Genomic DNA, 14,882 nt, shown 5'->3' on the forward strand with positions numbered 1-14,882 from the left:
GATGCCGCTTCTCGAAATCAGGAACCTTAAAGTCTCCTTCGACACCAGCGCCGGCGAGTTCATCGCCGTGAAGGGCATCGATCTGTCGATCGAGCCGCGCGAGGTGCTGGCCATCGTCGGCGAGTCCGGCTCGGGCAAGTCCGTCTCGATGCTGGCGGTCATGGGCCTCCTGCCCAAGACGGCCAAGGTGGCCGCCGACAGCATGACCTTCAACGGTCAGGACCTGCTGGCCATGACGCCCGAGCAGCGCCGCAAAATCATCGGCCGCGACATCGCCATGATCTTCCAGGAGCCGATGGCGAGCCTCAACCCGTGCTTCACCGTCGGTTTTCAGATCGAGGAAGTGCTGCGCGTCCACATGAACATGGACCGCGCCCAGCGCCGCGCCCGCGCCATCGAGCTGTTCCAGCAGGTCGGCATTCCGGACCCGGCGGAACGGCTCAGCTCCTACCCGCACCAGATGTCGGGCGGGCAGTGCCAGCGCGTGATGATCGCCATGGCCATTGCCTGCAACCCCAAGCTCCTGATCGCCGACGAGCCGACCACCGCGCTCGACGTGACGATCCAGAAGCAGATCCTCGACCTTCTGATGGGCCTGCAGGCCGAGCACGGCATGGGGCTGATCATGATCACCCACAATATGGGCGTGGTCGCCGAAACGGCCGACCGCGTCGTCGTCCAGTACAAGGGACGCAAGATGGAAGAAGCCGACGTGCTCTCCCTGTTTGAATCGCCCAAGAGCAGCTACACCAAGGCGCTTCTGTCGGCCCTGCCCGACAACGCCACCGGCGACCGCCTGCCCACCATCTCCGACTTCGTGCTCGACGAGCCGGAAGGAGCGCTGGCATGAGCAACACCGTCCTCGAAGCCCGGCACCTGAAGCGCGACTACCACGTCGCTGGCGGGCTGTTCTCCAAGGCGCGCACCGTGCATGCGGTGAAGGGCGTGAGCTTCTCTGTCGAGAAAGGCAAGACCCTGGCCATCGTCGGCGAGAGCGGCTGCGGCAAGTCCACGCTGGCACGCATCATCACGCTGATCGATGCGGCGACCTCGGGCGAGCTGTTCATCGACGGCCAGAAGGTGGACATCGCGCGCGACGGGCTGACGCCCGAGCTGCGCCGCAAGGTGCAGATCGTGTTCCAGAACCCCTATGGCTCGCTCAACCCGCGCCAGAAGATCGGCGACGTGCTGGCCGAGCCGCTGAAGATCAACACCGACATGCCGGCGTCCGAGCGGCGCGACCGCGCCATGGCGATGCTGAAGAAGGTTGGCCTGGGCGAAGAGCACTTCAACCGCTATCCGCACATGTTCTCCGGCGGCCAGCGCCAGCGCATCGCCATCGCCCGCGCGCTGATGCTGAACCCGAGCCTCTTGGTGCTGGACGAGCCGGTGTCGGCGCTGGACCTTTCGGTACAGGCGCAGGTGCTGAACCTGCTCGCCGACCTGCAGGACGAGTTCCAGCTCACCTACGTCTTCATCAGCCACGACCTCTCGGTGGTGCGCTACATCGCCGACGAGGTGATGGTGATGTATTTCGGCGAGGCGGTGGAATATGGCACCCGCGACGAGGTGTTTTCCAACCCGCAGCACAGCTACACCAAGACGCTGTTTGCAGCCACGCCCCGCGCGGATGTGGCAAGCATTAGGGCAAGGCTGGCGCGCAAGCAGGCGGCTTGAACCGACGTCTCCCTCCCCCATGAGGGGAGGGTCGATCCGCGCAGCGGATCGGGAAGGGGTCATTGCGGCAGTGCGCCGGCCCTCCCTTTCAGAGTGCAGAGGTGGGTCGTTGCGGCCGCGCTCGGCATGGACCACCCCCTCCCGGCCGGCCCTCCGCTATGGCTCCGGGCGTTCGTCGTTCGAAAAGCCAAATCGTTGGCTTTTCGTGGCCTTCGGCCACCACTCCTCACCCCCTCAAGAGGGAGGTGGGCGTTGGCGCTCAATGATTGTCCCGCGGAATACCCTTCGTCTGCGCCACGCGCTGATATTTCACCGCCGGCTTCAGCACCATGCCTTCCGAAAGCTGGTCGACCATGCCGCGCTGGATTTCCTGCCAGGGCGTCTGGTGGGCGGGATAGCGGTAGCCGCCGTCGATCTGCAACTCGGCGCGGCGGTGCTGCAATTCCTCATCGCTGATAAGAATGTCGGCCGTGCCCTTGCGCAAATCGATGCGAACGCGGTCGCCCGACTGGAGCAGCGCCAGGCCGCCGCCGACCGCGGCTTCCGGCGAGGCGTTGAGGATGGAGGGCGAGCCGGACGTGCCCGATTGCCGTCCGTCTCCGATGCAGGGCAGCGCGTGCACGCCCCTTTTGATGAGGTAGGCGGGCGGCTGCATGTTCACCACCTCGGCACCGCCGGGGTAGCCGACGGGCCCTGCCCCGCGCATGAACAGCACCGTGTGCTCGTCGATGCCGAGTGCCGGATCGTCAATGCGGGCGTGATAATCCTCCGGTCCGTCGAACACCATAGCCCTGCCCTCGAAGGCGTCGGGGTCGGCCGGATTCGACAGGTAGCGCTCGCGGAACTCGGCTGAGATCACGCTGGTCTTCATGATGGCGCTGTCGAACAGATTGCCCTTGAGGTTGATGAAGCCGGCATTTTCCTTCAGCGGATCGGCGACCGGGCGGATGACCTTGTGATCGAGGTTTTCCACCATGCCGCAATTCTCGCCCATGGAGCGGCCATTGGCGGTGATGGCGTCGGGATGCGGCAGCAGGCCAGCCTTCATCAGTTCCATCACCACCGCCGGCACGCCGCCGGCATGACAAAAATCCTCGCCCAGAAATTCGCCGGCCGGCTGCAGGTTCACCAGAAGCGGGATCTTGTGGCCGATGGCCTGCCAGTCGTCATTGTCGAGTTTTATGCCGAGATGGCGCGCGATTGCGTTGAGATGGATCGGCGCGTTGGTGGAACCGCCGATCGCCGAATTGACGACGATGGCGTTCTCGAAAGCCTCGCGCGTCATGATGTCGGACGGCTTCAGGTCCTCATGCACCATGCCGACAATGCGCTTCCCCGTCTCGTAGGAAATCTGGCCACGCTCGCGATAGGGCGCTGGAATGGCGGCCGAGCCGGGCAGTTGCATGCCCAGCGCCTCGGCCAGGCTGTTCATGGTGGTGGCGGTGCCCATGGTGTTGCAATAGCCGACCGAGGGCGCTGACGACGCCACGATCTCCATGAACTCGTCATAGTCGATCTCGCCGGCCGAAAGCCGCTGGCGCGACTCCCACACGATGGTGCCCGAGCCGGTGCGCTTGCCCTTGTGCCAGCCATTGAGCATCGGTCCCACAGACAGCGCGATTGCCGGGATGTTGACCGTGGCCGCCGCCATCAGCATGGCCGGCGTGGTCTTGTCGCAGCCGATGGTCAGCACCACGCCGTCGAGCGGATAGCCGTAAAGCACCTCGACCAGCGACAGATAGGCGAGGTTGCGATCGAGCGCTGCGGTGGGGCGTTTTCCGGTTTCCTGGATCGGATGGCAGGGAAACTCGAAGGGGATGCCGCCGGCCGCCACGATGCCCTCGCGCACGCGCTTCGCAAGCTCGATGTGATGGCGGTTGCAGGGCGAGAGGTCCGAGCCGGTCTGGGCGATGCCAATGAGCGGCTTGCCCGACTGCAGTTCCTCGCGGGTGAGGCCGTAGTTCAGGTAGCGCTCGAGATAGAGAGCGGTCATGCCCGGGTTGTCGGGATTATCGAACCATTCCTGCGAGCGGAACTTCTTGCGCGTGTTCGAACCGGCCATAAGCTTCTCCCGGGGTGCGACTGTGAAATGGTTATGGCAAGGATTGCGGGGCCGCAAGAGGCGGCACCAAAGCGCCGCCGCCGGTTTTCGGACAGGGGAAGACGAAGACGGCGGGAAGATGGTATCAGCGCAGGTGAGTGGAAGAGGAATGTTTGTATGACCCTGATCGACGACCGCCTCTATATCGACCCCGAACTTGTGCAGTTCTACGATCTCGAAAATGAAGGCGGCGCGGATCAAGACTATTGCATCGCCTTTGCCGAGGGCGCAGGCAGCGTCCTCGATCTCGGCTGCGGCACCGGGCAGGTGGCGGTGGCGCTGGCGCCTGGCCGCAATGTGACCGGCGTCGATCCGGCGGGCGCCATGCTGGACGTGGCACGCGGCCGGCCAGGCGGCGAGAGCGTGGAATGGGTGGAGGCCGACGCGCGCCATGTGCGGCTCGGCAAAAAGTTCGATCTGGTGCTGCTGACCGGCCATGCCTTCCAGGTGTTCCTGACCGCGGAAGACCAGCGGGCGGTGCTGGAGACCATCGCAGCCCATCTCGCGCCGGAAGGGCGCTTCATCTTCGACAACCGCAACCCGGCGGCGCGGGAATGGCTGGAATGGGTGCCGGAAGAATCGCAGCGCTCTGTCCAGCATCCGCGCCTCGGCATGGTGCAAGCCTGGAACGACGCAGCATGGGACGAAGCGGCCGGCGTGGTGACCTACGACACTTTTTACACTGCGGCCGACGGGCGGCGTTTCCACGCACAATCGAAAATCGCCTTTCCGGGCAAGGACGCGCTGGCGAAGATGCTGCACGAAGCCGGCCTTGCGGTGGACCGATGGCTGGGCGACTGGCACGGCGCGCCATGGACGCCGGCCTCGCGCGAAATCATCCCGATCGGGCGGCTGCGCTGAGCCCGGCGGCGCTCGCAGCACTTTGGTGCGATAGACAAGAAACTCCGCCTCCGTTACCCCTTCGGCGAGGAATCCATTCGGGAGGAAACAATGGCCCTCGTCATCGAAGGTGAAGAACGCATCGCCGCGCCCGTGCAGAAGGTGTGGGAATCGCTGAACGACCCCGAAGTGCTGAAGGAATGCATTCCCGGCTGCCAGGACCTGGAGATGAAATCGCCCACCGAAATGGCCGCCACCGTGGTACTCAAGATCGGCCCGATCAAGGCGACCTTCGCCGGCGAGGTGACGCTGACGAACCTGAAGCCGCCGCACTCCTACACCATCACCGGCGAGGGCAAGGGCGGAATTGCCGGCTTCGCCAAGGGCGGCGCCGACGTGACCTTGACCGAGGACGGTCCCGATACCACCATCCTCAAATACGAGGCCAAGGCCGATGTGGGCGGCAAGATCGCCCAGCTCGGCAGCCGACTGATCATGTCGACGTCGAAGAAGCTCGCCGGGCAGTTCTTTTCCAGTTTTGGGGAAAAGGTGGGCGAAGGGTAAACGACAGCGGGTTACCAATCGCATAGCGTCGTCCCCCACTCCGTCGCGCTTCGCGCGCCACCTCTCCCCCCTCCGGAGGGAGAGGAAGGGCGCCCAGCTTCGTCGGTTCGCGCCTTTCCTCTCCCCCGTCGAACGGGGGGTCCGAAGGACGGGCGAGACCCGTGGCTCGCCCCGGAATGGTGGTCCGCGAAGCGGATCGGAGTGGGGGTCGATCAGCGCCTCACTCAAACACGATGTTCGGCACCGCAGCCTCGGCCGCGCCGCGCGCTTCCTGCACCCGCGTCCAGACCTTGCCGGCGATGTCGCGATAGGTCTTGGCTTCCAGCCCGTCGGGCTTGGAGACGACCACCGGCGCGCCGGCATCCGAGCTTTCCCGGATACCCATTTCCAGCGGCACTTCGCCGAGGAAGGTGACGCCCAGGCGCTCGGCTTCCTTCTTCGCGCCGCCATGGCCAAAAATGTCGTAGCGCTTGCCGGTATCGGGCGCCACGAAGTAGCTCATGTTCTCGACGATGCCGAGCAGAGGCACGTCGACCTTCTTGAACATATTGAGCCCCTTGCGCGCGTCGATCAGTGCCAGGTCCTGCGGCGTCGAGACGATGACGGCGCCGGCCAGCGGCACCTGCTGCGCCATGGTAAGCTGGGCGTCGCCCGTGCCGGGCGGCATGTCGACCACCAGCACGTCGAGCGGCCCCCAGTCGACCTCGCGCAGCATCTGGGTCAGCGCCGACATGACCATCGGCCCGCGCCAGATCATCGGCGTCTCCTCGTCGACGAGGAAGCCCATGGACATGACCTTGAGCCCGTATTTCTCCATCGGCTTCAGCACCCGGCCGTCCACCGTCTGGGGCCGGCCGTGCAGGTTGAGCAGCTTGGGCATGGAGGGGCCATAGATGTCGGCGTCGAGCACGCCGACCCTCAACCCGTTGGCCGCAAGGCCGAGCGCGATGTTGATGGCGGTGGTCGACTTGCCGACGCCGCCCTTGCCGGAAGCCACCGCGATGATCGCCTCGATGCCCGGCACGCCGCGCTTGCCCGGCTGGTGGCCGGCGGGCGCGTGGGGTGCGGCTCGGGGTGGCGTAGTGGGCGCTGCCGGGCGGGGCGGAACGGGCCGTGGCGGCGCGCTTTCCATGCCGCCGCCCTTCTTCTCGGCAGTCAGCGCCACCATGGCGCTAACGACGCCGGGGATGGACTTCACGGCGCGCTCGGCAGCGGCGCGCAACGGTTCCAGTTCCTGCGCGCGGGCGGCCGGAACGGTGATGGAGAAAAAGACCTTGCTGTCGGCGACGAAGATTTCCGAAACCAGCCCAAGGCTGACGATGTCGCCTTCAAGATCGGGGCCCTTGATCGTGCTGAGCTTTTCGAGAACGGCTTCTCTGGTCACTGACATGATGCTTCTTCTCTTCCGGTGTTTAGCTTGAGATAATGCATATCGTCGCCGGAACCAAGCGCCCGGCTCTCGAGGCGGCCAGAGGTCGCGCTTCCCCATCATTGCATATGGATGCAATCGGCCTTGTACCCCCACCCCTAACCCCTCCCCACAAGGGGGAGGGGAATTCTGCTGCATGACCGTCCGGCACCAACCATCACCGTTCTTGGCGTGCACGGTGACAAAGCGGTCCCCCTCCCCCTTGTGGGGAGGGGTTAGGGGTGGGGGTACTTCAAATGCCCTGCCCTGAAATGGAGGCGGAAATGCCGAGCGAAGCGAGGAGTGGGCGATCGAAGTCGATCACAGCCTGGCAGCGTCCGTTCCTTCTGGCGCTCCGGCTGCCAACCGGCTAGTTTCACCGCATGATCGACAAGCTCGAATTCTTCCTGGCGCTGGCCAAGGAGCAGCACTTTGGTCGCGCGGCCGAGGAATGCGGCGTGACACAGCCCACCCTTTCGGCCGGCATCAAGCAGCTGGAAGACCAGCTCGGCGTGATGCTGGTGCAGCGCGGCTCGCGTTTCCAGGGCCTGACTCCTGAAGGCAGCCGCGTGCTGGAATGGGCACGCCGTATAGTGGGAGACACCCGCACCATGCGCGAGGAAATGCGCGCGGCGCGCCACGGCCTCTCCGGCCATGTGCGCATCGCCGCCATTCCGACAGCACTTGCCATGACGCCGCGGCTGACGACGCCCTTCCACGAAAAGCACCCGGCGGTGACCTTCTCCATCATCTCGCGCACTTCCATCGAGGTGCTGACGCTTCTGGAAAACCTCGAGGCCGACATCGGCATCACCTATCTCGACAACGAGCCGCTTGGCCGAGTCGCCTCGGTGCCGCTCTATTCGGAGCGCTACCAGCTCATCACTGCGGCGGGCACGCCTTTTTCGGACCGAAAATCTGTGACCTGGGCCGAGGTGAGCACGCTGCCGCTGTGCCTGCTGACGCCGGACATGCAGAACCGTCGCATCATCAACCGGCATCTGGAGGAAGCCGGCGTGAAGGCGCAAACCACGCTCGAATCGAACTCGATGATCGTGCTGTTCTCGCATATCCGCACCGGGAAATGGGCGTCGATCATGCCGCTCAATCTGGCCGAAACCTTCGGCTTTGCGGAACCCATCCGCGCCATTCCCATCGTCGAGCCGGATGCAAGCCATCTGGTGGGCCTGGTGGCCGCGCACCGGGAGCCTAACACGCCGATCGTTTCGGCGCTGATGCATGAGGCGCGTCTGCTTGCGGCAAGCCTTGTCGCCCTTCAATAGATTTTTTCTATCGATCAACGAAACTGCTATATTGATTACGCTTTCCCGTTCTGAATAGCTTTGCCCGTTTCAGAAAGGGAGGGCGCTGCATGGCTATGCAGTCGGCAAGTACCGACATCGCCGCCAGGGCAAGATCGGTCATCGACGAGTTCAAGGATCTGGAAGGCCCTCTGCTTCCGATTCTCCACAGCATCCAGGAAGAATTTGGCCACGTGCCGTCGGAGACGGTTCCGGTCATCGCCGAGGCGCTGAACCTGTCGCGCGCGGAAGTGCACGGCGTGGTCACCTTCTATCACGACTATCGCAGCCAGCCTGCCGGTCGGCACGTGCTGAAGCTTTGCCGCGCCGAGGCCTGCCAGTCGATGGGTGCCGACGCCATCGCCGCGCAGATCAGCCAGGCGCTGGGCATCGGCTTCCATGAGACGGCTAAGGACGACTCAGTCACGCTGGAGCCGGTATTCTGCCTGGGCCTCTGCGCCTGCGCCCCGGCGGCCATGCTGGACGGCGAGGTCATCGGCCGGCTCGACGCCGACAAGATCGAAGAAATCGTCGCGGAGGTGCGCTCGTGACCGTCACCATCTACGTTCCGGGCGATTCCGGCGCGCTGGGGCTCGGCGCCGAAAAGGTAGCCAAGGCAATCGAGGCCGAAGTTCTTTCGCGCGGCATCGATGCGCGGATTGTGCGCAACGGATCGCGCGGCCTCTACTGGCTGGAGCCGATGGTGGAAGTGGCCACCGACGCCGGCCGCGTGGCCTATGGCCCGGTCTCGGCCAAGGACGTGCCAACGCTGTTCGACGCCGGCCTGGTGTCCGGCGGCCAGCACAAGCTTTCGCTGGGCGACCCTGAAAAGATTCCCTTCCTCGCCAAACAGACGCGCCTGACCTTCGCCCGCTGCGGCATCACCGATCCGGTGTCACTGGAGGACTATGAGGCGCATGGCGGCCTCACCGGCCTGCGCAATGCGGTGAAGATGATCCCGGCCGACATCGTCAAGCAGGTGACCGATTCGGGCCTGCGCGGACGCGGCGGCGCTGGCTTCCCCACCGGCATCAAGTGGAAGACGGTTCTCGATACGGCGGCCGAGCAGAAATACATCGTCTGCAACGCCGACGAAGGCGACTCGGCCACCTTCGCCGACCGCATGATCATGGAAGGCGACCCCTTCGTGCTTATCGAGGGCATGGCGATTGCCGGCCTCGCCACCGGCGCGACCAAGGGTTTTGTCTATATCCGTTCCGAATATCCGCACGCGATCGCGGTGATGAACAAGGCCGTTGAGGCGGCGCGCAGCGCCGGCATTCTCGGCAAGAGCGTGCTGGGATCCTCCCAGGCCTTTGACCTCGAGATCCGCTCCGGCGCCGGCGCCTATGTCTGCGGCGAGGAGACCTCGCTGCTCAACAGCCTGGAAGGCAAGCGCGGCGTGGTGCGCGCCAAGCCGCCGCTGCCGGCGATCCAGGGCCTGTTCGGCAAGCCCACCGTCATCAACAACGTGATCTCGTTGGCCTCGGTGCCGATCATCATGGACAAGGGCGCGGAATATTACCGCGACTTCGGCATGGGCCGCTCGCGCGGCACCATCCCGATCCAGATCGCCGGCAACGTCAAGCATGGCGGCCTGTTCGAGGTGGCCTTCGGCCTGACGCTTGGCGAAATCGTCGACGAGATCGGCGGCGGCACCGCCACCGGCCGGCCCGTGAAGGCGGTGCAGGTGGGCGGCCCGCTGGGCGCCTATTTCCCGCGCGCGCTGTTCGACACGCCGTTCGACTACGAGGAATTTGCCAAGCGCGACGGCCTGATCGGCCATGCCGGCATCACCGTGTTCGACGACAGCGCCGACATGCTCAAGATGGCCCGCTTCGCCATGGAGTTCTGCGCCATCGAAAGCTGCGGCAAGTGCACGCCCTGCCGCATCGGATCGACGCGCGGCGTGGAGACGCTGGACAAGGTGGCGGGCGGCATCGAGCCCGAGAAGAACCTCGCGCTGGTCACCGACCTCTGCAACACGATGAAGTTCGGCTCGCTTTGCGCGCTCGGCGGCTTCACGCCCTACCCGGTCATGAGCGCACTCACCCACTTCCCCGAAGATTTCCGGCCGGTCCCGGTCGCCCAGGCAGCGGAATAGGAGACGAAAAATGGGTCTCGTACACGAAATCGACTTCGGCACCCCTGCCTCGAAGGCGGAAAAGCAGGTCACGCTGACCGTCGACGGTTTTTCGGTGACGGTGCCTGAGGGCACTTCGATCATGCGCGCCTCGGTGGAGGCCGGCATCCAGGTGCCAAAGCTGTGCGCCACCGACATGGTCGACGCCTTCGGCTCCTGCCGTCTCTGCCTGGTCGAGATCGAAGGCCGCGCCGGCACGCCCGCCTCCTGCACCACGCCGGTGGCGCCGGGCATGGTGGTCCACACCCAGACCAGCCGGCTGAAGGACATCCGCAAAGGCGTGATGGAGCTCTACATCTCCGACCATCCGCTGGACTGCCTGACCTGCGCTGCCAATGGCGACTGCGAACTGCAGGACATGGCGGGTGCAGTGGGCCTGCGCGACGTGCGCTACGGCCATGAAGGCGAGAACCACGTCCGAGCCAAGAACGACGGCGTCCAGAACTTCAAGTGGATGCCGAAGGACGAATCGAATCCCTATTTCACCTACGACCCGTCCAAGTGCATCGTCTGCTCGCGCTGCGTGCGGGCCTGCGAAGAGGTGCAGGGCACCTTTGCGCTGACCATCGAAGGCCGCGGCTTCGACAGCCGTGTCTCGCCGGGCGCGCACCAGCTGTTCCTCGACTCTGAGTGCGTTTCCTGCGGCGCCTGCGTGCAGGCTTGCCCGACGGCGACGCTGACGGAAAAGTCGGTCATCCAGATCGGCCAGCCTGAGCATTCGGTCGTCACCACCTGCGCCTATTGCGGCGTCGGCTGCTCGTTCAAGGCGGAGATGCGCGGCGAGGAACTGGTGCGCATGGTGCCCTACAAGGACGGCAAGGCCAACCGTGGCCATAGCTGCGTCAAGGGTCGCTTCGCTTATGGCTATGCCACGCACAAGGAGCGCATCCTCAACCCGATGATCCGCGAAAAGATCACCGACCCGTGGCGCGAAGTGTCGTGGGAAGAGGCGCTGACCCACACCGCCAACGAGTTCCGCCGCATCCAGTACCAGTACGGTCGCGGCGCCGTGGGCGGCATCACCTCCTCGCGCTGCACCAACGAGGAGACCTACCTCGTCCAGAAGCTGATCCGTCAGGGTTTCGGCAATAACAACGTCGACACCTGCGCCCGCGTCTGCCACTCGCCGACCGGCTACGGCCTCGGCCAGGCCTTCGGAACTTCGGCCGGCACGCAGGACTTCGACTCGGTCGAGCACACCGATGTCGTGATCGTCATCGGCGCCAACCCGGCATCGGCCCATCCGGTGTTCGCATCGCGGCTGAAGAAGCGGCTGCGCGCCGGCGCCAAGCTGATCGTCATCGATCCGCGCCGCACCGAGATGGTGAAGTCGCCGCATATCGAGGCGGCCTACCACCTGGCGCTGAAGCCCGGCACCAACGTGGCAGTGATGACCGCGCTGGCGCATGTCATCGTGACCGAAGGGCTCTATGACGAGGCCTTCATCCGCGAGCGCTGCGACTGGTCGGAATTCGAGGACTGGGCGTCCTTCGTCGCCGAGCCGCAGAACTCGCCGGAAGAGGTCGAGAAGCTGTCGGGCGTTCCGGCCGAGACGATCCGCGGCGCGGCCCGCCTCTATGCCCGCGGCGGCAACGGCTCGATCTATTACGGCCTGGGCGTGACTGAGCACAGCCAGGGCTCGACCACCGTCATGTCTATCGCCAACCTTGCCATGGCCACCGGCAATATCGGCCGGCCGGGCGTGGGCGTGAACCCGCTGCGCGGCCAGAACAACGTGCAGGGCTCGTGCGACATGGGCTCTTTCCCGCACGAACTGCCGGGCTATCGCCACGTTTCGGGCGACGCGGTGCGCGACATCTATGAAAGCCTATGGGGCGTGAAGCTCGACAACGAGCCGGGCCTGCGCATTCCCAACATGCTGGACGCGGCCGTCGAAGGTACGTTCAAGGGCATCTACATCCAGGGCGAAGACATTCTGCAGTCGGACCCGGACACCAAGCATGTCGCCGCGGGCCTTGCCGCCATGGAATGCGTGGTGGTGCAGGACCTGTTCCTCAACGAGACGGCCAACTACGCACATGTCTTCCTGCCGGGCTCGACCTTCCTCGAGAAGGACGGCACCTTCACCAACGCCGAACGCCGCATCAACCGCGTTCGCCGCGTGATGAGCCCGAAGAACGGCTATGCCGACTGGGAAGTGACCCAGAAGCTCGCCCAGGCCATGGGCGTGAACTGGAACTACCAGCACCCGTCGGAGATCATGGACGAGATTGCCAAGACCACCCCGACGTTCGCCGGCGTCTCCTACGACTATCTGGAGAAGATGGGCTCGGTTCAGTGGCCGTGCAACGAGAAGGCGCCGGAAGGCACGCCGGTCATGCATCTCGACGGCTTCGTGCGCGGCAAGGGCAAGTTCATCCGCACCGAATATGTGGCGACCGACGAGAAGACCGGGCCGCGCTTCCCGCTGCTGCTCACCACCGGCCGCATCCTGAGCCAGTACAATGTCGGCGCGCAGACCCGCCGCACCGACAACGTGGTGTGGCACGACGAAGACCGGCTGGAGATCCACCCGCATGACGCCGAAAACCGCGGCATCCGCGAGGGCGACTGGGTGCGGCTGGCCAGCCGCTCGGGCGAGACGACGCTGCGCGCGCTGATCACAGACCGCGTGGCGCCGGGCGTGGTCTACACCACCTTCCACCACCCGACCACGCAGGCCAACGTCATCACCACCGACTTCTCCGACTGGGCTACCAACTGTCCGGAGTACAAGGTCACTGCCGTTCAGGTGACGCCGTCCAACGGCCCGTCCGAATGGCAGGTGGAATATGAGGAGCAGGCCCGCCAGAGCCGGCGCATCGCGCTGGAAGCAGCGGAGTAAGGCGGCTCGCCATGAGCCCTCGCCCCGCCATTACGCAGATCACCCGCATCGCGCGCCGCGCGAGCGGGACGGCTGCGGCGCAGCGCATGGTGCCGGAGGAAACGCCGATCGCGCTTTCCTATGCCGGCACCACGCATGCGGTGATGATGGCAAGCCCCGCCGACTTCGAGGATTTCGCGCTCGGCTTCTCGCTGACCGAAGGCATCGTCAGTTCCGCCGAGGAGATCGAAGCGTTCGAGTTCGAGGACCACGGCGCCGGCATCGACATCCAGATCCGGCTGAAGGACCAGGCCAACACCCGCTTCCAGGCGCGGCGGCGCAGGCTCGCCGGCCCGGTCGGCTGCGGGCTGTGCGGCATCGAGTCCATCGAGGAAGCGATGCGCTCGGTATGCCAGGTGGGCATGGCCGCGCTGACGCTTTCGCATGACGACGTCGTCAACTCGGTCAAGCTGCTTTCGAAGGCCCAGCCCATGCATGCCGAGACCGGCGCGGTGCACGCCGCCGGCTTCTACGTGCCCGGCCAGGGCATCGTGCTGGCGCGCGAGGACGTCGGCCGCCACAACGCACTCGACAAGCTTGCCGGCGCGCTGGCCAAGGCCGGCATCGCAGGCGCCAGCGGCGCCGTGGTCGTCACCTCCCGCGTTTCCGTCGAAATGGTGCAGAAGGCGGCCGCCATCGGTTCGCGCTTCATCATCGCCGTCTCGGCGCCGACTGCGCTCGCCATCCGCACCGCGGACGAAGCCGGCATGACGCTGGTGGCGCTGGTGCGCGGCGACGACTTCGACATCTTCACCCATCCAGACCGCGTAATTTCCGGAGTAGAACGCCATGTCGCTTGATGAACACAGGGCCAGCACGCGCGACAAGATCATCCGCATGGCCAACCAGATCGCGACCTTCTTCCACTCGAAGCCGCGCGAGGAAGGCATCGCCGGCACCGCCGAGCACATCAACAAATTCTGGGAGCCGCGCATGCGCCGGCACCTGTTCGAGATCATCGATGCCGGCGGCGGCGGGCTGGACGAGCTGGTGATCGCGGCTTCGGCGACCATCAGGCGGCCGGCCGACGCGGCGGCATAGTGCCGGTCTACCGCCGCCCCGCCCGCTTCCAGCCATCGCGGATGTGAACAAAACCTTCGCGATAGACTGCCTCCGGGCTCTCGGCAAAATCGCGCCAGACTTTCGTCGCCGCCGCGAGGTCCTTCAGGCCGCGGCCGAAGGCTTCTATGGTGAGCCAACCATCGTAGCCGCTCTCGCGGATCGCCGAAAAGGTCTTCTTCCACGGGATGTTGCCGCGCCCGGGCACGCCGCGGTCGTTCTCCGAGATGTGGACGTGGACGATGTTGCCGACATGGTTGGTGTAGGCGCCGATCGGGTCGGCCTCCTCGATATTGGCGTGAAAGGTGTCGTACATCGCCTTGATTTGGGGATGCGCGATCTCGTCCACATGCGCTGACAAATCGGCCATGGTGTTGAGCAGATAGCACTCGAAGCGGTTGAGCGCTTCGAGCCCGATGGTGACGCCTTTTGCGCCGGCGTGGTCGCCGATGGCGCGCTGCGAGGCGACCGAGCGTTTTTTCTCCGCCGCAGTGGGGCCGACGCCCGTGAAACGGCCGAGCGTGGAATGCAACGGGCCGCTGAGCGTTGCCGCACCCAGGGCGGATGCGCAGTCGACCGCCCATTTCACATAGGAAATGCCGGCCTTGCGCGTGGCCGCATCGGGCGCGATCAGGTTCATGGCCGGATCGCCCATGGCCGAGACCGCAGTGCGCTCCAGCCCGATGCGGTCGAGCATCTCGCCAAGCCTTTTGTAATCGTCCGGCGTGCCTTCGAAGATAGGAATCTCGACGCCGTCGTAACCGGTCGCCTTGATGTCCTCCAACAGCGCCTTGTGCTTGGCTGTGACGTTGGTGGTCCAGAGAAACATGCAGAAGCCGATTTTCATGCGTCCCCTCCTCGCAGCGCCACTATCGGCGCCGCGAGGAGGTTAGCGCGGAAAATCT

General features: G+C 65.2%; 13 protein-coding genes. 10 read left to right on the plus strand and 3 right to left on the minus strand.

Translation table 11 applies throughout. The features are described 5' to 3' along the window. Nucleotide 1 precedes the first annotated feature (1 nt). Nucleotides 2–850 carry an ABC transporter ATP-binding protein gene (locus AC3A4H_RS04170; RefSeq protein ID WP_487765546.1) on the plus strand — a complete coding sequence of 283 codons (849 nt, stop codon included), beginning with the start codon at nucleotides 2–4 and terminating at the stop codon, nucleotides 848–850. Then, on the plus strand, nucleotides 847–1,677 hold the full coding sequence (locus AC3A4H_RS04175) for a dipeptide ABC transporter ATP-binding protein (protein ID WP_487765547.1): 831 nt from the start codon (nucleotides 847–849) through the stop codon (nucleotides 1,675–1,677). The genes AC3A4H_RS04170 and AC3A4H_RS04175 overlap by 4 nt, the downstream gene beginning before the upstream one ends. Before the next feature lie 259 nt (nucleotides 1,678–1,936). Here AC3A4H_RS04175 and AC3A4H_RS04180 read toward each other — a convergent pair whose 3' ends face one another. Further along, the gene (locus AC3A4H_RS04180; protein ID WP_487765548.1) at nucleotides 1,937–3,739 is read right to left on the minus strand and encodes an IlvD/Edd family dehydratase; all 1,803 of its coding nucleotides are present in this window, start codon (nucleotides 3,737–3,739) and stop codon (nucleotides 1,937–1,939) included. Nucleotides 3,740–3,895: 156 nt separating this feature from the next. Here AC3A4H_RS04180 and AC3A4H_RS04185 point away from each other — a divergent pair, with 156 nt between their 5' ends. Beyond that, nucleotides 3,896–4,639: a class I SAM-dependent methyltransferase gene (locus AC3A4H_RS04185; protein ID WP_487765549.1), complete on the plus strand. Its 744-nt coding sequence runs from the start codon at nucleotides 3,896–3,898 to the stop codon at nucleotides 4,637–4,639. A gap of 90 nt (nucleotides 4,640–4,729) precedes the next feature. Continuing rightward, nucleotides 4,730–5,182 carry an SRPBCC family protein gene (locus tag AC3A4H_RS04190; RefSeq protein WP_487765550.1) on the plus strand — a complete coding sequence of 151 codons (453 nt, stop codon included), beginning with the start codon at nucleotides 4,730–4,732 and terminating at the stop codon, nucleotides 5,180–5,182. A 220-nt stretch (nucleotides 5,183–5,402) separates the two neighbouring features. Here the strand turns inward: AC3A4H_RS04190 and AC3A4H_RS04195 are convergent, their stop codons facing one another. Further along, nucleotides 5,403–6,572: an Mrp/NBP35 family ATP-binding protein gene (locus AC3A4H_RS04195; RefSeq protein ID WP_487765551.1), complete on the minus strand. Its 1,170-nt coding sequence runs from the start codon at nucleotides 6,570–6,572 to the stop codon at nucleotides 5,403–5,405. Between the two features lie 401 nt (nucleotides 6,573–6,973). Here AC3A4H_RS04195 and AC3A4H_RS04200 point away from each other — a divergent pair, with 401 nt between their 5' ends. From AC3A4H_RS04200 to AC3A4H_RS04225, 6 genes are all read left to right on the plus strand, one after another. Beyond that, the gene (locus tag AC3A4H_RS04200) at nucleotides 6,974–7,873 is read left to right on the plus strand and encodes a LysR family transcriptional regulator (protein ID WP_348777862.1); all 900 of its coding nucleotides are present in this window, start codon (nucleotides 6,974–6,976) and stop codon (nucleotides 7,871–7,873) included. 89 nt (nucleotides 7,874–7,962) lie between these two features. Beyond that, complete coding sequence (locus AC3A4H_RS04205) at nucleotides 7,963–8,442, plus strand: formate dehydrogenase subunit gamma (protein ID WP_487765552.1); 480 nt, start codon at nucleotides 7,963–7,965, stop codon at nucleotides 8,440–8,442. Next, on the plus strand, nucleotides 8,439–9,995 hold the full coding sequence (locus AC3A4H_RS04210) for a formate dehydrogenase beta subunit (protein ID WP_487765553.1): 1,557 nt from the start codon (nucleotides 8,439–8,441) through the stop codon (nucleotides 9,993–9,995). Before AC3A4H_RS04205 ends, AC3A4H_RS04210 begins: the two co-directional genes overlap by 4 nt. Before the next feature lie 10 nt (nucleotides 9,996–10,005). Then, nucleotides 10,006–12,879 (plus strand): formate dehydrogenase subunit alpha, encoded by a 2,874-nt coding sequence (fdhF, locus tag AC3A4H_RS04215; protein WP_487765554.1) that lies wholly within the window; start codon nucleotides 10,006–10,008, stop codon nucleotides 12,877–12,879. Nucleotides 12,880–12,890: 11 nt separating this feature from the next. Further along, complete coding sequence (gene fdhD, locus AC3A4H_RS04220; protein WP_487765555.1) at nucleotides 12,891–13,718, plus strand: formate dehydrogenase accessory sulfurtransferase FdhD; 828 nt, start codon at nucleotides 12,891–12,893, stop codon at nucleotides 13,716–13,718. Continuing rightward, nucleotides 13,708–13,959, plus strand: a complete 252-nt coding sequence (locus AC3A4H_RS04225; protein ID WP_487765556.1) for a formate dehydrogenase subunit delta — start codon at nucleotides 13,708–13,710, stop codon at nucleotides 13,957–13,959. The genes fdhD and AC3A4H_RS04225 overlap by 11 nt, the downstream gene beginning before the upstream one ends. Nucleotides 13,960–13,966: 7 nt before the next feature. Here the strand turns inward: AC3A4H_RS04225 and AC3A4H_RS04230 are convergent, their stop codons facing one another. Continuing rightward, the gene (locus AC3A4H_RS04230; RefSeq protein ID WP_487765557.1) at nucleotides 13,967–14,824 is read right to left on the minus strand and encodes a sugar phosphate isomerase/epimerase family protein; all 858 of its coding nucleotides are present in this window, start codon (nucleotides 14,822–14,824) and stop codon (nucleotides 13,967–13,969) included. Nucleotides 14,825–14,882: the final 58 nt, after the last annotated feature.

This window comes from Pseudaminobacter sp. Soil_N_29 (genome assembly GCF_057656055.1).